The sequence below is a fragment of the Pseudoxanthomonas sp. J31 genome, assembly GCF_000510725.1.
GTDB lineage: Bacteria > Pseudomonadota > Gammaproteobacteria > Xanthomonadales > Xanthomonadaceae > Pseudoxanthomonas.
This window is the reverse complement of the sequence record NZ_AZNZ01000001.1, coordinates 353,017-371,906: the sequence shown is the minus strand read 5'-3', so window position 1 is coordinate 371,906 and position 18,890 is coordinate 353,017. Positions and strand designations below refer to the sequence as shown.

Below are 18,890 nucleotides of genomic sequence, written 5' to 3'. Positions count from 1 at the left end.
CTCCCCTCCCCCGAGGTTCGTTTCCCATGCACGTTCTCCAGGACCTGGTCGCGCGCCACAAGCAGGGCATCCCCTGCGGCGTGACCTCGATCTGCTCGGCCCACCCCATCGTCATCGAGGCCTCGCTGCGCCATGCGCAGCGCGCCGGCCTGCCCTTCGTCCTGTTCGAGGCGACCTGCAACCAGGTCAACCAGGACGGCGGCTACACCGGCATGACCCCGGCCGACTTCGTCGCCTTCGTCCACGGCATCGCCGCCAAGGTCGGCTTCGACCCGGCGCGGATCGTGCTCGGCGGCGACCACCTCGGCCCCAACCCGTGGACCGCGCTGGACCCGGAACAGGCGATGGCCAAGGCCGAGGTGATGGTGGCCGCCTACGTGGCCGCAGGCTTCCGCAAGATCCACCTGGACTGCTCCATGGCCTGCGCCGGCGATCCGGAACCACTGCCGGAAGCGGAGATCGTCCGCCGCGCGGTGCGCCTGTGCCAGGCCGCCGAGGCCGCATGGCGGCAGGCCGGCGGCGAGGCGCCGGTGTACGTGATCGGCACCGAGGTGCCGGTGCCGGGCGGCGCCACCGAAGCCATCGAAGGGCTGGCGGTGACCACGCCCGCGGCGGCGCTGGCCACGATCCAGGCGCACAGGGACGCGTTCCTGGCCGCCGGCCTGGAAGCAGCCTGGGAGCGGGTGATCGCCTCGGTGGTGCAACCGGGCGTGGAGTTCGACCACCACCAGGTGGTGGACTACGTGCCGGAGAAGGCCGCCGCCCTGAGCCAGGCGATCGAGTCGGTGCCGGGCATGGTGTTCGAGGCCCATTCCACCGACTACCAGACCCGCAACGCGCTGGCCGCGCTGGTGCGCGACCACTTCGCCATCCTCAAGGTCGGCCCCGGCCTGACCTTCGCCCTGCGCGAGGCGCTGTGGGCGCTGGACGCGATCGAGCGCGAGTGGATCGCCCCGGACGCGCGCGCCGAGCTGCGCGAGACCGCGCTGGACCGCATGCGCGCCGAGCCGAAGTACTGGCAACGCTACTACCACTCGCGCGGCCAGCAGCTGACCGTCGACCTCAACTACAGCCTCAGCGACCGCATCCGCTACTACTGGCCCGACCCGGCGATCGAGGCCTCGCGCCAGCGCCTGTTCGCCAACCTGCGCGCCAACCCGGCACCGATCTCGCTGGTCGGCCAGTACCTGCCGCGCGCGCTGGCCGAGCTGCGCGACGGCCTGGCCGGCAACGATCCGCACGACCTGGCCGTGGCCCACGTCATCTCCGTCCTCAACGACTACCACTTCGCCTGCAGCATCGCTAATGACCACTGAGTTCCTGGGCATCCCCGAATCCGAACTGGCCGCCGCCAAGGCGCTGGCCACCGCGCGCGAGATCGAGCAGCAGCCGCGCATGCTCGTGCGCACCCATGCCCTGGTCGCGCAGATGCATGCCGAACTGGCCGCGTTCATCGCGCCGGTGGCGGGCAATCCCAACGCGCGGGTGATCCTCACCGGCGCCGGCACCTCGGCCTACATCGGCCAGTGCCTGGCCCCGCTGCTGGACCGCCAGGTGGCGGCGCGCGTGGACGCGGTGCCGACCACCGACATCGTCGGCTGCCCGCGCCTGTACCTGGACCCGGAGCAGCCGCTGCTGCTGGTGTCCTTCGGCCGCTCGGGCAACAGCCCCGAGAGCCTGGCCGCGGTCGACCTGGCCGAGAAGCTGGTCAAGGACGTGCGCCACCTGGTGGTCACCTGCAATCCGAAGGGCGGCCTGGCCAACCTGGACGTGCGCCAGGCGCTGACCATCCAGCTGCCGGAGGAAACCCATGACGAAAGCTTCGCCATGACCTCCAGCTTCAGCTGCATGATGTACGCCACCCTGGCCGCGTTCTCCGCCGACGGCGCCCTGGACGCGCGCATCGGTCCGCTGGCCAATGCCATGGCCAGGGTGATCGCCGGCAAGCGCAAGGTGCTCAGGACCCTGGCCGAGCAGAAGTTCGAGCGCGTGGTCTACCTGGGCAGCGGCCTGTTCCAGGGCCTGGCGCGCGAGGCCACGCTGAAGCTGGGCGAGCTGACCAACGGCGCGGTGGCCACCTGCTTCGATTCGCCGCTGGGCTTCCGCCACGGGCCGAAGACCTTCGTCAGCGAGCGCACCGTGGTGTTCGTGTTCGTGTCCAACGACCCGCTCACCTGCCGCTACGACCACGACCTGATCGACGAGCTGCGCCGCGACGGCCGCGCCGCGCACGTGGTCGAGGTGACCGCGCGCCCGCGCGCCGGGCACCTGGCCAGCAGCATCGTGCTGGAGGGCATGGAGCAGGCGCCGGACGCGGACCTGCTGTGGCCGTACATCGCCGCCGCCCAGGTCTACGCGTTCTTCGCCTCGCGCGCGCTGGGCCTGGCCCCGGACAATCCCAACCCGCAGGGGCTGGTCAACCGCGTGGTCCAGGGCGTGACCCTGCATCCGCTGGAGGGCTGATGGACGCGCCCTGCTTCCTCGGCGTGGACGGTGGCGGCACCAAGACCCGCTTCGTCCTGATCGACGCCAGCGGCAAGGTGCTGGCGGAGGCCCAGCTCGGCACCACCGACGTCACCCAGGTCGGCGTCGAGGGAGCGGTGCGCGTGCTTGGCGAGGGCATCGCCCAGGTGGTGACCCAGGCCGGCGTCGACCGCGCCGGCATCGCCCATGCGTTCTTCGGCCTGCCCTGCCATGGCGAGGACGGCGGCGTCGACCAGCAGCTGGACGCGATCCCGGGCGAGCTGCTCGGCCACGACCGCTACGCGTGCGGCAACGACATGGTCTGCGGCTGGGCCGGCTCGCTGGCCTGCGCCGACGGCATCAACATCGTCGCCGGCACCGGCTCGATCGGCTACGGCCAGTACCAGGGACGCGCGGCGCGCGTGGGCGGCTGGGGCGAGGTGTTCTCCGACGAGGGCTCGGCCTACTGGATCGCGGTGCGCGGCCTCAACGCGTATTCGCGCATGAGCGACGGCCGCTTGCCGAAGGGCCCGCTGCACGCGGTGTTCAACCGCGCCCTCGGCCTGCAGCGCGACCTGGACCTGTGCGCGCGGATCAACGGCGCCGGCGGCCTGGCGCGCGGCGAGCTGGCGCAGCTGTCGCGGCTGGTCAGCGAGGCGGCGGCCGCGGGCGACGCGGTGGCGCTGGCGATCTTCTCCGACGCGGCGCGGGAGTTGGCGGCGATCGCGCTGGCCCTGCACCGGGAATTGCGGTTCCCGGCCGGCACGCCGGTGCCGCTGTCCTGGTCCGGCGGCGCCTTCAGCGCCGGCGAACTGCTGCTGCAGCCGTTCCGCGAGGCCCTGGCCCGGGCCGATGCCGGGTTCGTGCCGACCGCGCCAAAGCATCCGCCGCACTACGGCGCGGCGCTGTATGCCGCGCGCCTGGCCGGCGTGTCCATCCCGGCCTGATTTCCCCCAAGGACAGCCGGGCCGCTCCTCCCCTCCATGGCCCGGCTGTCCGTCTTCTTCCGTGCATGGCGGACACCCGCCGGCACATGAAAAAGCCAGCCCCGCGGGGCTGGCCGGAAAACGTGGCGGCACCGGCCGCTGCATCAAGTAGTCCGCGCGCCGGGCCCATCCCGCGGGAGGATGGCCTGCGCGCCGCGCCCGCGCGGGCTCAGTCCTGGTACTGCAGCGGCACGCGCTTGACCGCGCACAGCAGGCGGTAGCTGCTGGTCTGGCTGTGCGCCACCACCTGCGCGGCCGGCACCCGGCTGCCCCACAGCTCGACCACGCTGCCGACCCCGGCGTGCGGGTGGTCGGTCAGGTCCACGGTGAGCATGTCCATCGACACCCGGCCGACGAGGCGCCCGGGGCGGCCATCGATCGCCACCGGGGTGCCGTTGACCGCGAACTGCGGGTAGCCGTCGGCATAGCCCGTCGCCACCACACCCACCCGGGCGGGCGCCTCGGTGACGAAGCGCGCGCCGTAACCCACCGGTTCGCCCGCGGGCAGCTCGCGCACCGCGATCACCTTCGACTCCAGGGTCATCACCGGGCGCAGCTGCGCGGCCAGGTCGTGGTCCTGGGCGAACGGCGAGACGCCGTACAGCATCAGGCCCGGGCGCGCCCAGTCGCCGCGTGCCTGCGGCCAGCCCAGCAGCGCCGGCGAGTTGCAGATGCTGGTCTGGCCCGGCAGCCCGGCGGTGGCGCGGGCGAAGGTGTCCAGCTGCTCGCGGGTGCGCGCGCAGTCCAGTTCGTCGGCGCGCGCGAAATGGCTCATCTTCACCACCACGCGCACGTGCGGCAGCGCCTCCAGCCGGCGCCAGGTGGCGGCGTAGTCGTCGGCGCCGATGCCCACGCGGTGCATGCCCGAGTCCAGCTTCAGCCACACCGTCAGCGGCGCCGGCAGCGGCGTGCGCTCCAGCGCCTCCACCTGCCAGGGTGCGTGGACCACGCACCACAGGTCGTGCTGCAGCAGCAGCGGCAGTTCGGAAGCCTCGAAGAAGCCCTCCAGCAGCAGGATCGGCTTGCGGATCCCGGCCTCGCGCAGGACCAGCGCCTCCTCGATGCAGGCCACCGCGAAGCCGTCGGCCTCCGGCTCCAGCGCCGCGGCGCAGCGCACGGCGCCGTGGCCGTAGGCATCGGCCTTGACCACCGCCAGCGCGCGCCCGCCGCCGAGGCTGCGTGCCAGGCGGTAGTTGTGGCGCAGGGCGGAAAGGTCGATCAGGGCGCGGGCGGGACGCATGGCAGGCAGGGGGCAGCGGGAACGGGGAAGCGGTGTGCGGATGCGCGCCGGATCAGGGCGACATTGTCGCCGGAACCGGGCCCTTGCCGTCGCCGCGCGCGCCGCCGCGGCCGTAGCGCGAGATGTCCAGGCCCTCGCGGCGGATGCCGGTGGGCTGGCGCGCGATCACGTCGGCCAGGTAGCGGCCGGAACCGCAGGCCATGGTCCAGCCCAGGGTGCCGTGGCCGGTGTTGAGGTACAGGTTGCGCAGGCGGGTCTCGCCCACCACCGGGGTGCCGTCGGGCGTGGCCGGGCGCAGGCCGGTCCAGAACGTGGCCCGGGACAGGTCGCCGCCACGCGGGTAGAGATCGTTGACCACCTTCTCCAGGGTCGCGCGCCGGCGCGGATCCAGGCGCAGGTCGAAGCCGGCCACCTCGGCCATGCCGCCAACGCGGATGCGCTGGTCGAAGCGGGTGATGGCGATCTTGTAGGTCTCGTCGAGGATGGTCGAGGTCGGCGCCATCTCCGGATCGGTGATCGGGATGGTCAGCGAGTAGCCCTTGAGCGGGTACACCGGCAGGTCGATGCCCAGCGGCCGCAGCAGCCGCGGCGACCAGCTGCCCAGCGCCAGCACGTAGCGGTCGGCGGTCTCGACGCGGCCGTCGATGCGCACGCCGGTGACGCGCTCGCCATCTGACTCGATCGCCTCGATGGTCGCGCCGTAGCGGAACTCCACGCCCTGCGCCGCGGCCATCGCCGCCAGGCGCTCGCTGAACAGCTGGCAGTCGCCGGTCTGGTCGCCGGGCAGGCGCAGGCCGCCCACCAGCAGGCCGGAGGCGGCGGCCAGCGCCGGCTCCACGCGGGCGATGCCGGCGCGGTCCAGCACCTCGTAGGGCACGCCGGCCTGCTCCAGCACCGCGATGTCGCGCGCCGCGGCGTCCAGCTGGGCCTGGGTGCGGAACAGCTGGGTGGTGCCCAGCTTGCGGCCTTCCCAGCTCAGCCCGGTCTCGCGCGCCAGCTCGTCCATGCAGTCGCGGCTGTACTCGGCCAGCCGCACCATGCGCTCCTTGTTCACCGCGTAGCGGCCGGCGGTGCAGTTGCGCAGCATCTGCCACAGCCAGCGGTACTGGGCCGGGTCGGAGGTCAGGCGGATCGCCAGCGGGGCGTGTTCCTGGAACAGCCACTTGATCGCCTTCAGCGGCACGCCCGGCGCCGCCCAGGGCGAAGCATAGCCCGGCGAGATCTGTCCGGCGTTGGCGAAGCTGGCGCCGCGCGCCGGGCCCGGCTCGCGGTCGACCACGGCCACCTCGAAGCCGGCGCGCGCCAGATACCACGCGCTGGCCACGCCAATCACGCCACTGCCAAGAACCAGGACCCGCTGCATCGCACCCTCCGTCAGGAGCTTTCACTGCCCCGAAGCGCCGGAGCCATGGAATGCGCGCATACTACCGCCACGATTCCAGGATTATTTTCTGTTTTTCTTCCCGCCAGCCGGCCTTTGCACTGCCACAGGCCGCTTCCACGGAGGTTTCCATGCCCGCCCGCCCCGAACGCCTGCGCGGCGACCGTCCACGCCACCTGGACCGGATCGACCGCCACATCCTGCGCATCCTGCAGGAGGAGGGCCGCATCTCCTTCACCGAGCTGGGCGAGCGCGTGGGCCTGTCGACCACGCCCTGCACCGAGCGCGTGCGCCGGCTGGAGCGCGACGGGGTGATCACCGGCTACCACGCCCGCCTCAATCCGCAGCACCTGGGCGCCAGCCTGCTGGTGTTCGTGCAGATCAGCCTGGCCTACAAGTCCGGCGACATCTTCGAGGAATTCCGCCGCGCCGCGCTGAAGCTGCCCAACGTGCTGGAATGCCACCTGGTCTCCGGCGACTTCGACTACCTGATCAAGGCGCGCATCACCGAGATGGCCTCCTACCGCCGGCTGCTGGGCAGCAGCCTGCTGACCCTGCCGCACGTGCGCGAGTCCAAGAGCTACATCGTGATGGAGGAGGTCAAGGAGACACTGGCGCTGGATGTGCCTGACTGACGGGATTGGTGATTGGTGATTGGCGATTGGTAACGCGGGCAAGCGGAGCGCAGCCGGGATCGGCTTGCAACGCGCGCGGAACGCACAAAGAAAGACGGCGGCCCCTGGGCCGCCGTTCTTCATTGCACCACCGGCGCCGGGGCTCAGCGCGCCCAGCGCACCGCCGAGGCGGTCAGCGGCAGCACCTGCGCGGTCAGCGGACGGTCCTGCTCCAGCAGGCCGATGGCGTTGGCCAGGATCGCGGCGGCCTCGCGCTGCAACGGGTCCGGGCGCTTCTCGGCCGCCTTCTCGCGCTCGGCGTCCTTGACCACGTCGCGCTCGCTGGCGGTCAGGCCGTCGTCGAAGTCCTCGGCCAGCGGATCCAGCTCCAGGCCCTTCTCCTTGCGGATCGCCTGGCGCTCCTTGCGCTGCTTCTCCTGGCGCTCGCGCTCGGCGCGGCGCTCGGCCTCGTTGAGCGACAGGTACTTCTTCGCCGCTTCCTCGCGGTAGCGCGCCACGTCCTCGCTCCACCACTGGAACTCCAGGTCGTCGGCGATGCGGCGCGCATGCATGGCCTGCAGGCGCGGCAGCAGCGGCTGGAAGTTGCCGTAGCGCTCGTGCGGCACCGCGGCGATGCGGGTCCACGGCAGGGCGTTGTCGTAGGTGCTCTCGCCGAACTCGTTGGCGTCCACGCTCAGCGGGTAGGCGATGTCGGGGACCACGCCCTTGTGCTGGGTGCTGCCGCCTTCGATGCGGAAGAACTGGGCGATGGTCAGCTTGACGTGGCCAAAGCGCGGGCCCTCGGAAGCCGGCCAGCGGTCCAGGTCGACCAGGTTCTGCACCGTGCCCTTGCCGAAGGTGGTCTCGCCGATGATCAGGGCGCGGCCGTAGTCCTGCATCGCCCCGGCGAAGATCTCCGAGGCCGAGGCCGAGGCACGGTTGACCAGCACCGCCAGCGGGCCGTCCCAGGCCACGCCCGGCTTGTTGTCGCTGTTGACCGTGACCCGGCCGCCGGACTCGCGCACCTGCACCACCGGACCGCGGTCGATGAACAGGCCGGTCAGCTGCACCGCCTCGTCCAGCGAGCCGCCGCCGTTGTTGCGCAGGTCCAGGACCACGCCGTCCACGCCCTCTTCCCGGAAGCGCGCCAGCAGGTTGGCCACGTCGCGGGTGGCGGAGGTGTAGTCGCTGCCGTTGCGGCGGCGGCCCTCGAAGTCCTGGTAGAAGGTCGGCAGCTCGATCACGCCGATCTTGCGCGCCGGCAGGCCGTCCTGCGCCGGGATGTTGTACAGCTTGCTCTTGGCCGCCTGCTCGGACAGCTGGACCCGCGCGCGGGTCAGGGTCACGGTGCGGTGCTCGCCGTCCAGGCCATCCTCGGCCGGGATGTACTCCAGCCGCACCTGGGTGCCCTTGGCACCGCGGATCTTGGCGACCACGTCGTCGATGCGCCAGCCGATCACGTCCTCGACCGGCCCGGACTTGCCCTGGCCCACCCCGACGATGCGGTCGCCGGCCTTGAGCGTGCCGTCCAGGGCCGCCGGGCCGCCGGGGATGATCTCGCGCACCACCACCACGTCGTCCTGGCGCTGCAGCTGGGCGCCGATGCCCTCCAGCGACAGCGACATGGCCTGGTTGAAGTTCTCGGCCGTGCGCGGGTTGAGGTAGTTGGTGTGCGGGTCGATCGAGGCGGTGTAGGCATTGAGGAAGATCGAGAACACGTCCTCGCTCTTGAGCTGGTCCACCGAGCGGGCCAGCTGGGCGTAGCGCTTCTCCAGCGTCCTGCGGATCTCCTCCGGCTCCTTGCCGGCCAGCTTCAGGCGCAGCCAGTCGTTCATCACCGACTTGCGCCACAGCGCGTCCAGCTCGGCGCCGTCGGCGGCCCACGGCGCGTTCTGGCGGTCGTATTCCCAGCGCTCGTTGCCGCTGAAGTCGAAGTTGCCTTCCTGCAGCAGCTTCTGCGCGTAGGCCACGCGCTCGACCACCCGCTGCCGGTACACCGAGAACATGGCGAACGCGGGGCTCGGGTCGCCGCCGCGCACGGCGTCGTCCAGCTGCAGGCGGTAGGGCTCGAAGCGCTGGATGTCGGCCGCGGTGAAGTACTGCTTGTTGCCGTCCAGCGCCTCCAGGTAGCGGCGGAAGATGTCCTCGGACATCGCGTCGTCGGCCGGGCGCGGGCGGTAGGCGTAGCGGCTGTCCGACAGCAGGCCGTAGACCAGGCGGGTGGTGGTGGACTGGTCCGGGGTCGGCGCCACGGCCACCTGCGCGGGGGCGTCGGCGCGCGCGAGCAGCGCCGCGGGGGCGGCCAGCAGGAGGGCGAACAGTGCTGCGGTGATTCTGGAATTCATGCGGGGGCTCGGGCCGGAGGCGGCCGTTGGAAATCGGGCGTCACCGCCACTGGGACCACGGCCGGCGCCGGAAGTTGCCGGACGGTCCCGTGGGTGCACGGGGACGTTCCGCCGCAGGCTAGCCGCTGCGGCGTAGGGAAAGGTGAACGGAAACGGCGTGGCGACGGGGCGCGACGGGGCCGGCGCCCGCGGAGGAGAAGGACCGCGCGCGGCCGGCTCAGGCCGCCACCCCGGCGCCGGCCGCCTGGCGGTCGGCGTGGTAGGACGAACGTACCATCGGCCCGGAGGCGACGTGGCTGAAGCCCAGCTGGTAGCCGTACTCCTCCAGCGCCTTGAACTCCTCGGGGGTCCAGTAGCGCATCACCGGGTGGTGGTGCGCGGTCGGCTGCAGGTACTGGCCGATGGTGACCATGTCCACGTCGTGCGCGCGCAGGTCGCGCAGGGTCGCCTGCACCTGCTCAAGGGTCTCGCCCAGGCCCAGCATGATCCCGGACTTGGTCGGGATCGACGGATGCTGCGCCTTGAAGTTCTTCAGCAGGGTCAGCGACCACTGGTAGTCCGCGCCCGGGCGCACGTTGCGGTACAGGTCCGGGACGGTCTCGATGTTGTGGTTGAACACGTCCGGTGGGTTCTTCGCCAGGATTTCCAGCGCGCGCTCCATGCGCCCCTTGCCGCGGAAGTCCGGGGTCAGGATCTCGATCCGGGTGCCGGGAGCGCGCTCGCGGATGGCGGCGATGCAGTCGACGAAGTGCTGGGCGCCGCCGTCGCGCAGGTCGTCGCGGTCCACGCTGGTGACCACCACGTACCTCAGGCCCATGTCGGCCACGGTCTGGCCGAGGCTGGCCGGCTCGTCCGGATCCGGCGGCTTCGGGCGGCCGTGGGCCACGTCGCAGAACGAGCAGCGGCGGGTGCAGACCTCGCCGAGGATCATGAAGGTCGCGGTGCCGTGGCCGAAGCACTCGTGGATGTTCGGGCAGCTGGCCTCCTCGCACACCGTGACCAGGCGGTTGGCGCGCAGCTTGGCCTTGAGGTTCTGCACGGCGTTGCCGGACGGGATGCGCACGCGGATCCACGAAGGCTTGCGCAGCACCGGGGCGTCGGCGAACTGCACAGGAGAACGGCCGATCTTGTCCCCGCCCAGCTGCTTGGCCCCGGCCTGCAGCGGAGCCGCCGGGGCGACAGGTTCGGACAGGACCTGGAGCGGGATGGTGCGGGGAGCGGCGTCAGTCATGGCGCCTATTGTAGGCCGCCGCCGCGCCCCGCGCCCGGCACCAGCAGTGCCGGGACCGGAACGCCCGGTGGCGGCGGATGGAACGGACGGGGCCAGCCCCCACTGTCCGCGCCTGCGGCGCAGCTGGATGGCACCCCACTCCGGGTACGGGAAAACGAAGCCACGCGCCCGGCGCGCCCGCGGACGCGGTAGCGCGGGGGATGGGGCAAGCAGGCCATGGATGGCCCGTGGTCGCGCATCGGAGCCAGGGCGGCGAGCGGGAGGGGGAAGCCCCGGGCAGTGCGGCCAGGCCAGCGGCGCGCGGCAACACTTCACGCACGCCGGCACCCGGTTTCATTCCCGGCGCACGCGGCGCCGGTCTTCATTCCCCGCCTGGCGCGGCGGAGAGGTCGGGCAGCCCCGCCTGGGGCCGCAGCTCCAGCCCGAACTGGCGCGCGACCTGCTCCAGCAGCACCGGCTTGACCGCATCCATCGAGGACGGGCCGCCCAGGTCCTGCAACGAGGTCACGCGCAGCCCCTGGTAACCGCAGGGATTGATCCGGTGGAACGGCTCCAGGTCCATGCCGATGTTGAACGACAGGCCGTGGAAGCAGCAGCCGCGGCGCACGCGGATGCCCAGCGCCGCGACCTTGGCCCCGCCCACGTACACGCCCGGCGCGCCCTCGCGGCGCTCGCCGCCGATGTTCCATTCCCCGAGCGTGTCGATGATCGCCTGCTCGATCCGGCACACGTACTCGCGCACGCCCACGCCCAGCCGGCGCAGGTCCAGCAGCGGGTAGAGCACGATCTGGCCGGGGCCGTGGTAGGTCACCTGGCCGCCGCGGTCCACGTGCAGCACCGGGATGTCGCCCGGCGCCAGCACGTGCTCGGGCTTGCCGGCCTGGCCGAGGGTGAACACCGGCTCGTGCTCGACCAGCCACAGCTCGTCCACGGTGTCGCCATCGCGCGCGTCGGTGAAACGCTGCATTGCCCGCCACACCGGCTCGTAGGCCTGGCGGCCGAGGTCGAATACCCGCGCCGGGCGCAGGGCGCGGGCCGGCGCCGCGGAGGCGCCGCAGGCGTTCACAGCGTCCATTTCACTTCCGGATGGTCGCGCAGCGCCTGGTGGGCGCGCTCGTACTGCTCGCGGCTCTGGGCGCGGAAGCCGATCCGCACCGAAACGTAGCGGCCGTTGGAGGAATGGCGCCACTGCACGCTTTCCTCCAGCACTTCCACGCCGGTGGCGGCCAGCAGCCGGGGCAGTTCGGTCTCCAGGCCCTTGTCGGCCGCGCCCATGGCGCTGAGCTCGAAGGTGCCGGGGAACTGGAAGCCGTGCTCGGGGTTGTCGGACTTGATTTCCATCGGGGCATTATCAGGGCCTGCGTGCGCGAACCCAAGCGGCGGCGCGTTGCAACGCACCGGTGCGGCCATGCACGCCCCGCGGACGCTCCGCATGCGATTCAATGCGCGTCCCTCCCCCGCCACCTCCCCCGCCCAAGGATCCCGCCCATGCCCGCTCCCGCACGGACGCGACCCCCGCGCGTCCCCACCGCCGCGTTGTTGTTGGTCTTCCTGTTCCCCGCCGCGGCCATCGCCGCCCCGCAATGCAGCAGCAGCCGCCTCAGCGAAACCCCGCCGGCGGTGAACTTCCGCGTCGACAACGACCTGTTCGGCGGCGAGAACCAGGACCAGGGATACACCAATGGCGCGGTGATCACCCTGGTCTCGCCCAACCTGGCCGACTACACCGACGACCCCTGCCTGCCGCGCCCCGCGCGCTGGATCAACCGCTACCTGGAGCGGCTGCATCCCGGCCGCTTCGAGCAGCAGAACATGGTGTTCAGCATCAGCCAGAGCCTGTACACGCCCACCGACTACAGCCGCGCCGACCTGATCCCCGACGACCGCCCGTACGCGGCGATCCTGATGGCCAGCTTCGGCTACAACGCGCGCAGCGGCGACAGCCTGCGCACCACCCAGCTGCAGCTGGGCGTGATCGGCCCGGCGGCCCTGGGCAAGCAGGTGCAGAGGGCGGTGCACCACGTGTTCGACGGCGAGGACTTCCGCGGCTGGGACAACCAGCTGCACAACGAGCCGCTGCTGGGCATCGTGCACGAACGCATGCACCGCTGGGGCGACAGCGAGGGCAACGCCGGCGGCTGGGGCTGGGACGCGATCGCGCACTACGGCGGCGCCCTCGGCAACCGCGCCACCTACGTCAACACCGGCCTGGAACTGCGCTGGGGCTGGCGCCTGCCCGACGACTTCGGCAGCACCCCGCTGCGTCCGGCCGGCGAGAACACCGCGCCGGCGCGCGAACGCCTGTCGGGCTGGTCCTGGCACGTGTTCGCCACCTCCGACGTGCGCGCGGTGGCGCGCGACATCACCCTGGACGGCAACACCTTCCGCAGCAGCCACAGCGTGGACAAGCGGCCGCTGGTGGGCGAGGTCGGCTACGGGATGGCCGTGACCCACGGCCGCTGGAAGTTCGCGCTGGCGCGCTACCACGGCGCGCGCGAGTTCGAGGGGCAGAAGGAGCGGCCGGTGTTCGGCAGCTTCACCATCAGCCGGATGCTGTAGGCCCGGCCGGGAAGCCGGCGCCGCCGCGCGGCGGCGCCGGGGGAACGCGCCTTACTGGGCGACGGTGACCGCGGCCGAGGGCACCCAGCCGCGCTGGCCGACCTCGTTTTCGACCTCGAGCATGGTGCCCTGCTTGCCGCCGGTCGGGAACAGCAGCATGCCGGTGCGCAGCTCGGCCACGACGTCGGCGTCGGCGCTGGGCTGGGCCAGCAGGCGCGCGGTACGGCGCAGGGCCAGGGTCTGGCTGGCCAGCAGCTCCGCGTCCGCGTCCATGTCCGGCGCCACCACCGCCGCCGGCGCCGGCGCGGCAACCGCCGGTTCGGCGGCGGGCGCGGCGGCGACGGGGGCCGGCTCCGGTTCCGGCGCAGCGGCCGGCACGGGGGCCGGAGCCGCGGCGGCGGCCACCGGGGCGGGCGCCGCGCCCGTCCGCAGCGCCGCCGGGGCGTCCTTGGGCACGCCCAGCAGGCCCAGGGCGGCGGACATCATCCCCTGCGGGCGCCCGGTGCGCTGCGCGGCCAGCCGGCGCAGGGCCGGCTCCATCTTCTCGAAGGCCTCCTCGTAGGCCTTCTTGATCACCTTGCCGATCTCGGTGTTTTCCCAGCTGCTGTAGTGGATCCCGCCGCGCACGCCGGCCTGGGCCTGCTGCGCGCGCAGCGCCGCGTCCCAGGCCTTGTCGGAGATCTTGGCCTCGCCGCTGACGGTGGCCACCTGCTCGGAGGTGCGCGCATCGATCAGGGTCAGCACCACCTCCGCGTTCTGGCGCCGGGTGGACACGCCGGCGCGGCCGGCGCCGGTGATCCCGCGCAGCAGGCCGCGCTTGGCCTCGGCCTCGACCCCGAAGCTGCTGCCGCCGGCATTGGCGTTCTGCGAGACGATGTCCGGGACCAGCACGAAGTCGGCGGCGCGGATCTGGCCACCGCCGACGTTGTGGCCCTCGCGCAGCTGGCCGGCCGCGGCCAGCTCCTGCTCGGCACGGATCGCGGCCAGGCCGGCGCCGCGGTCGACCACGGTGAAGCAGCGCGATTCGTTGACCAGCACCCGCAGCATGCGGGTCGGGGCCGACAGGCCGTAGCTGGCCCACAGCTCGTCGCCGTCGTCCGGCTCGGAGATGCGCACGGTGCCGATCGGCTCGCTGCAGGTGGAGCCGAACAGGGCGGCGCGGGCGTCCGGCGCCCAGGCCGCCGTGGCGAGGACCGCGCCCAGCACCAGGGCACGGGACGGAAGATGCGGATGGCTCATGGTTTCCCCTTGGATTGCTCTGGCGCCTGGTTGCGGCGCGCAGGAAGCCAAGTTTAACGAAACCTTCATTTCAATGAACAAGGCCGGGAGGCCACCCTCCCGCAAAAGGAAAAGGCCGGCAAAGCGCCGGCCTTCCCCGGAACCGCCGCGCTCAGCGGGCCAGTTCGGTGCTGGTCGAATTGACCCAGCCGCGGTTGCCGAGTTCGTCCTCGACTTCCCACATCGCCCCGTCCTTCTGCCCGGTCGGGTACAGCAGCATGCCAGGCTCCAGGTCGCGCACCGCCTTGCCGGTGCCCTTGGCGTTGGCCAGCATGCGCGCCGCGCGGGTTACGCGCAGGGCCTGGATCGGGCTGGCCGCCGAGGCGTCCTCCGGCAGGCCGCCGAGCTGGGCGACCAGGTTGGTGTAGGCCTGCAGGTAGGCCAGGGTGATGACCTGGCCGATCTCGGTGTTGGCGTAGCCGCCGACGCCGGCCGCGCCCAGGCCGCTGCCCGAGAACAGGTTGCCGCGCGCGCCGAAGCCGATGTCGGTCTTCTTGGCGCTGCCCTCGGCCAGCGCCACCTGCTCGGAGGAGCGCACGTCGGTGACCGTCAGCACCACGTCGGCGGTCTTCTTCTTGAAGTTGAGGCCGCCGAGCACCTGCCCGGCACGGCCGCCGACCAGGCCGCTGAGCAGGCCGCCGACCGCGTTGCCGCCGGCGTCGCTGTTCTGCGAGATCAGGTCAGGCACCAGCACGTAGTCGGCCGCCTTGACCTGGCCCTTGCCGACGTTGGAGCCGCGGCGCAGGTTGCCGTCCGCCGCCAGCGCGCGCTCGTTCTGCGCGGCGGCCATGCCGGCGCCGCGGTCGACCAGGGTGAAGCAGCGCGAGCGCGACACGAACACCTTGATCAGGCGCGAGGGCTCCGGGAGCTGGTGGCCGCTCCACCAGTTCACCCCATGCTCCGGTTCCAGTACCGAGATCGTGCCCAGCGGCTTCTTGCATACCGGGATCTCCGCCGCCTGCTGCTGGCGCAGTTCCTGCGCGCTCTGCCGTTGCGCCATGGCCGGAGCGGACACAAGCGCCACCGTCAACGCGGCGCCGAGCGCCGCGCGTACTGCCTTCCTATTGCCCATGTTTTTCCCCGTTGGAGATTTGCACAAAGCGCGGGCAATCCCGCCCGCCACGCGCGACCTCGGCAGGCAACGCGCCGGCCGAGGATAAACGATGGAATAACCCGGGCGGGCGCCACCCGTCGGGAGGCGCGGTCGCGCGCAACGAAAACAGCCGGCGCGGGGCCGGCTGTTTCCAGGGCGTTGCGTGGGCGATCCGTCAGGATTCCCACCACATCCAGAACGCGTCCCACAGGCGCTTGAAGAAACCGGCCTCCTCGACCGCGCCGGTGGCTACCAGCGGCGCCTCGGCGATGACCTGGCCGTCCAGCGACACCTTCACCGTGCCGATCTGCTGCCCGGCGGCAATCGGCGCCACCAGCGAGCGCGGCACTTCCATCGCCGGCTTGAGGTCGCCGTAGCGGCCACGGGCCACGCTCACCAGCAGCGGCTCGGCCACGCCCAGCTGCACCTGGTCGGCCTTGCCCTTCCACACCTTCAGCGAAGCCACCGGCTTGCCGGGCTCGTACAGGCGGTGGGTCTCGTGGAAGCGGAAGCCCCAGTTGAGCAGGGCCAGGCTGTCGTCGGCGCGCTGGCGCTCGGAGGCGCCGCCCATCAGCACCGCGATCAGGCGCTGGTCGCCGCGCTGGGCCGAGCTCATCAGGCAGTAGCCGGCCCTGGAGTGGTGCCCGGTCTTGATGCCGTCGACCGAGGAATCGCGCCACAGCAGCAGGTTGCGGTTCGGCTGGGTGATGCCGTTGACCGTGAATTCCTTGATCTTGTTGTACGCGTACTGCTCCGGGTAGTCGCGCACGAAGGCGCGGCCCAGCAGCGCCAGGTCGCGCGCGGTGCTGTAGTGCCCTTCCGCCGACAGGCCGTGGGCGTTGACGAAGTGGCTGTTCTTCATGCCGATCTTCGCCGCGTAGCTGTTCATCAGGTCGGCGAACGCCTCCTGGGTGCCGGCCACGTGCTCGGCCAGGGCGATCGCGGCGTCGTTGCCCGACTGCACCGCCATGCCCTTCTCCATCTCCTCCAGCGGCGCGGTCTGGTTGACCGGGAAGCCGCTGAAGCTGCCGTCGGTGCGCGCGCCGCCCTCGCGCCATGCGCGCTCGCTCATCAGCACCTGGTCGTCGGGCCGGACCCGGCCGGCGGCCATTTCCGCGGCGATCACGTAGGCGGTCATCACCTTGGTGATGCTGGCCGGTTCCACCCGCTCGTCGACGTTCTCCCCGGCCAGGATCTGGCCGGTGGCGTAGTCCATCACCAGCCAGGCGGTGGCCTGGGAGGGACGCGGCGCCGGCGGGATCGCGACCGGGGCCGGCGCGGCGGCGGCCGGCGCCGCCGGGGCGGGTGCCGGCGCCTGGGCGCTGGCCAGGCCGAAGGCGAAGGTGGCCACCGCGGCGAGGGCGGCGAGCATGCCTGGGGAACGGAACTTCATGGAAACGGGAACTCCTGCGGCAACCGGCTCGCGGCCGGGCGGAAGGGAAGGACGAAAGGACGGATTGTAGCCCCGGCTCAGTCGCGCACCGGCTGCGGGGTACCGAATCCCAGACCGGCGATGCGCAGTGCAAGTTCCGCCGGGTCGCCGGCGGCCGGCACCCGCAGGCGCCACAGGGTGCGCCCGCCGCTGACCACGTCCTCCAGGCGCGCGTCGCTGATGCCCGCGGCCAGCAACCGTTCCAGGGCGCGGCGGGCATTGTCGGCGCTGGAGAAGCTGGCCACCTGCAGCAGGGTCGACGCAGCGGCGGCCGGCGCGGCGGGGGTGGCGGCTGCCGGCGCGGCGGCAGCGGGCGGCGGATCCGGTGGCAGCGCCTGCACCAGCTGGTCCAGGGCGGTGGCCGGGGTGGCCGGCGCGGTCTGCACCGGCGCGGGCGTGGCCGGGCGCGCAGCGGGGGTGGCGGCGCGGCCGGCGTAACGGGTGCCGTCGTCCTCGCCCGGGACCAGCGCGCGCACCTCGACCCGCCCGGTACCGCGCGGATGGATGCCCAGCTTGACCGCCGCGGCGTAGCTGAGGTCGATCACCCGGCCCTCGTGGAACGGGCCGCGGTCGTTGACCCGCACCACCACCGACTTGCCGTTGTCCAGGTTGGTGACGCGGGCGAAGCTGGGCAGCGGCAGGGTCTTGTGCGCGGCGGTGAAGGCGTACATGTCGTACACCTCCATGTTCGAGGTGCGGCGGCCGTGGAACTTGGCGCCGTAGTAGGAGGCGATGCCCTGCTCGACGTAGCCGTGCGGGCGGTCCAGCACCTTGTACTGCTTGCCCAGCACCGTGTACGGCGAGCGGTTGCCGACCGGCGAGCGCGGCTCGTCGGTCACCACCGGCTCGGGGATGCAGTCGACGTTGGGCAGGTGGTCGGGGAGCCGGTCAGGCACCCCGGGCTTGTACAGCCCACCGGCCGTGTAGTGGCCGCGGGTGGACGGGTCCTCCTGCGCCGGCGGGTAGTAGACCCCGGCGCAATCGCCGGCCGGCGCGGCGCCCGCGGGCGCGCCGCCGGCCCCGCCCGTGGACGGGGCCGCAGGCTTCTTCGGCGCGCTGCCGCAGGCGGCCAGCGCAAGCGCGGCCAGCACCATGGCGGCGCGCAGCCCCAGGGTCCGGGCCCGGCGCCGGGTCATGCCGGCGGGATCTCCCGCCCGGCGATCGCCTCCGACAGCTGGAACACCGCCATCGCGTACATCTTGGAGATGTTGTAGCGGGTGATCGCGTAGTAGTTCTGGAAGCCCAGCCAGTACTGCGGGCCGTTGCTGCCGGCCAGGCTGACCGGGGTGGCGGTGGCGCCCGCCGGCACCGGCGCCTGCGGGGTGTAGCCGCGCGCGGCCAGCTCGGCCAGGCTGTGGGTGGGCGCCCACTCGGACGGCTCGAACGGCTCGCGCCCCGGCTCCAGGGTGGCCGGCACCGCGACCAGGCCGCCGCGCACCCAGCCGCCCTTCTCCACGAAGTAGTTGGCGACCGAGGCGAACACGTCGTCGAGGCTGCCGAACAGGTCGCGGCGGCCGTCGCCGTCGCCGTCCACCGCGTACTCGCGGTAGCTGGAGGGCATGAACTGGCCCATGCCCATGGCGCCGGCGTAGCTGCCCTTGAGCGCGGCGATGTCGAGCTTTTCCTCGCGGCCCAGCGCGAACAGCTGCGCCAGTTCCTCGCGGAAGAACAGCTCGCGCCGCACCTCGCGCTCGAGCTTGGCCGGGTCGCCGCTGCGCGGGTAGCGGAAGGCCAGGGTGTACAGCGCGTCGAGCACCGAATAGCGGCCGGTGTTGGCGCCGTAGCTGGTCTCCACGCCGATGATCGCCACGATCACCTCGGCCGGCACGCCGGTTTCGGCCTCCACCTTCGCCAGCTTCGCCCGGTGCTGTTCGAGGAAGCGGCGGCCACCGTCGATCCGGGCCTGGCTGATGAACATCGGCCGGTACTCGTGCCAGGGCTTGACCCGCTCGGCCGGTCGCGACATCGCCGCGACCACGCTGTCGAGGAAGTTCGCCCGGGCCAGGGTGGCCTCGATCTCGGCGGCGGGAATGCCGTAGCGCTCGCTGGTCTGGGCGACGAAGCGCGCGCGCGCCAGCTCGAACGGCACCGGGGTGAGGTCCACCGGCGCGGCGGCCGGGGCCTCGGGCCGGGCCTCGGCCGGCGTGGACGTGGCGGCCACCGGGACCGCGTCCGGCGGGTTCTGGGACACGACGCCGGCGCGGGGCGTGCAGCCCAGCAGTCCGGCGAGGATCAGGCCGGTCAGCACACGGCCGCGCATTGCGGGCT

16 protein-coding genes are annotated in these 18,890 nt (G+C 72.4%); 5 read left to right on the top strand and 11 right to left on the bottom strand.

The window, feature by feature from the left end; all coding sequences use genetic code 11:
* Positions 1 to 26: 26 nt before the first annotated feature.
* From PSEJ31_RS0101660 to PSEJ31_RS0101650, 3 genes are read left to right on the top strand one after another with little or no spacing between them, the layout of a single operon-like run.
* Positions 27 to 1,316, top strand: coding sequence for a D-tagatose-bisphosphate aldolase, class II, non-catalytic subunit (locus tag PSEJ31_RS0101660; protein ID WP_019398048.1), 1,290 nt, complete (start codon positions 27 to 29; stop codon positions 1,314 to 1,316).
* The gene (locus tag PSEJ31_RS0101655; protein ID WP_028914451.1) at positions 1,306 to 2,463 is read left to right on the top strand and encodes an SIS domain-containing protein; all 1,158 of its coding nucleotides are present in this window, start codon (positions 1,306 to 1,308) and stop codon (positions 2,461 to 2,463) included. The genes PSEJ31_RS0101660 and PSEJ31_RS0101655 overlap by 11 nt, the downstream gene beginning before the upstream one ends.
* On the top strand, positions 2,463 to 3,410 hold the full coding sequence (locus tag PSEJ31_RS0101650; protein ID WP_028914450.1) for a BadF/BadG/BcrA/BcrD ATPase family protein: 948 nt from the start codon (positions 2,463 to 2,465) through the stop codon (positions 3,408 to 3,410). The genes PSEJ31_RS0101655 and PSEJ31_RS0101650 overlap by 1 nt, the downstream gene beginning before the upstream one ends.
* Before the next feature lie 208 nt (positions 3,411 to 3,618).
* On the opposite strand, the gene alr is transcribed toward PSEJ31_RS0101650, so the two are convergent.
* Positions 3,619 to 4,689 carry an alanine racemase gene (gene alr / locus PSEJ31_RS0101645; RefSeq protein ID WP_028914449.1) on the bottom strand — a complete coding sequence of 357 codons (1,071 nt, stop codon included), beginning with the start codon at positions 4,687 to 4,689 and terminating at the stop codon, positions 3,619 to 3,621.
* Between the two features lie 52 nt (positions 4,690 to 4,741).
* Positions 4,742 to 6,052 (bottom strand): D-amino acid dehydrogenase, encoded by a 1,311-nt coding sequence (locus PSEJ31_RS0101640; protein WP_028914448.1) that lies wholly within the window; start codon positions 6,050 to 6,052, stop codon positions 4,742 to 4,744.
* A 149-nt stretch (positions 6,053 to 6,201) separates the two neighbouring features.
* Here PSEJ31_RS0101640 and PSEJ31_RS0101635 point away from each other — a divergent pair, with 149 nt between their 5' ends.
* Positions 6,202 to 6,705, top strand: a complete 504-nt coding sequence (locus PSEJ31_RS0101635; protein WP_019398043.1) for a winged helix-turn-helix transcriptional regulator — start codon at positions 6,202 to 6,204, stop codon at positions 6,703 to 6,705.
* 143 nt (positions 6,706 to 6,848) lie between these two features.
* On the opposite strand, the gene PSEJ31_RS0101630 is transcribed toward PSEJ31_RS0101635, so the two are convergent.
* The 4 genes from PSEJ31_RS0101630 to PSEJ31_RS0101615 form a co-directional block, all read right to left on the bottom strand.
* Entirely contained in the window at positions 6,849 to 9,029 is a 2,181-nt protein-coding gene (locus PSEJ31_RS0101630) for a carboxy terminal-processing peptidase (RefSeq protein WP_037034227.1), read from the bottom strand.
* Positions 9,030 to 9,246: 217 nt separating this feature from the next.
* Positions 9,247 to 10,260, bottom strand: a complete 1,014-nt coding sequence (lipA, locus tag PSEJ31_RS0101625; protein WP_028914446.1) for a lipoyl synthase — start codon at positions 10,258 to 10,260, stop codon at positions 9,247 to 9,249.
* Positions 10,261 to 10,621: 361 nt separating this feature from the next.
* Positions 10,622 to 11,335, bottom strand: a complete 714-nt coding sequence (gene lipB / locus PSEJ31_RS0101620) for a lipoyl(octanoyl) transferase LipB (RefSeq protein ID WP_026010396.1) — start codon at positions 11,333 to 11,335, stop codon at positions 10,622 to 10,624.
* Entirely contained in the window at positions 11,323 to 11,601 is a 279-nt protein-coding gene (locus PSEJ31_RS0101615; protein WP_019398039.1) for a DUF493 family protein, read from the bottom strand. The genes lipB and PSEJ31_RS0101615 overlap by 13 nt, the downstream gene beginning before the upstream one ends.
* Positions 11,602 to 11,748: 147 nt before the next feature.
* On the opposite strand from PSEJ31_RS0101615, the gene PSEJ31_RS0101610 reads away from it, so the two are divergent.
* Complete coding sequence (locus PSEJ31_RS0101610; protein ID WP_083852396.1) at positions 11,749 to 12,819, top strand: lipid A deacylase LpxR family protein; 1,071 nt, start codon at positions 11,749 to 11,751, stop codon at positions 12,817 to 12,819.
* 51 nt (positions 12,820 to 12,870) lie between these two features.
* Here the strand turns inward: PSEJ31_RS0101610 and PSEJ31_RS16270 are convergent, their stop codons facing one another.
* From PSEJ31_RS16270 to mltB, 5 genes are all read right to left on the bottom strand, one after another.
* Positions 12,871 to 14,058: a CsgG/HfaB family protein gene (locus PSEJ31_RS16270; protein WP_051403605.1), complete on the bottom strand. Its 1,188-nt coding sequence runs from the start codon at positions 14,056 to 14,058 to the stop codon at positions 12,871 to 12,873.
* A 151-nt stretch (positions 14,059 to 14,209) separates the two neighbouring features.
* Positions 14,210 to 15,097, bottom strand: coding sequence for a CsgG/HfaB family protein (locus PSEJ31_RS0101600; protein ID WP_147208018.1), 888 nt, complete (start codon positions 15,095 to 15,097; stop codon positions 14,210 to 14,212).
* A gap of 268 nt (positions 15,098 to 15,365) precedes the next feature.
* Complete coding sequence (locus PSEJ31_RS0101595; RefSeq protein ID WP_028914444.1) at positions 15,366 to 16,583, bottom strand: D-alanyl-D-alanine carboxypeptidase family protein; 1,218 nt, start codon at positions 16,581 to 16,583, stop codon at positions 15,366 to 15,368.
* Positions 16,584 to 16,660: 77 nt separating this feature from the next.
* Positions 16,661 to 17,758: a septal ring lytic transglycosylase RlpA family protein gene (locus PSEJ31_RS0101590; RefSeq protein ID WP_051403604.1), complete on the bottom strand. Its 1,098-nt coding sequence runs from the start codon at positions 17,756 to 17,758 to the stop codon at positions 16,661 to 16,663.
* The gene (gene mltB / locus PSEJ31_RS0101585) at positions 17,755 to 18,882 is read right to left on the bottom strand and encodes a lytic murein transglycosylase B (RefSeq protein ID WP_019398169.1); all 1,128 of its coding nucleotides are present in this window, start codon (positions 18,880 to 18,882) and stop codon (positions 17,755 to 17,757) included. Before mltB ends, PSEJ31_RS0101590 begins: the two co-directional genes overlap by 4 nt.
* Positions 18,883 to 18,890 lie beyond the last annotated feature (8 nt).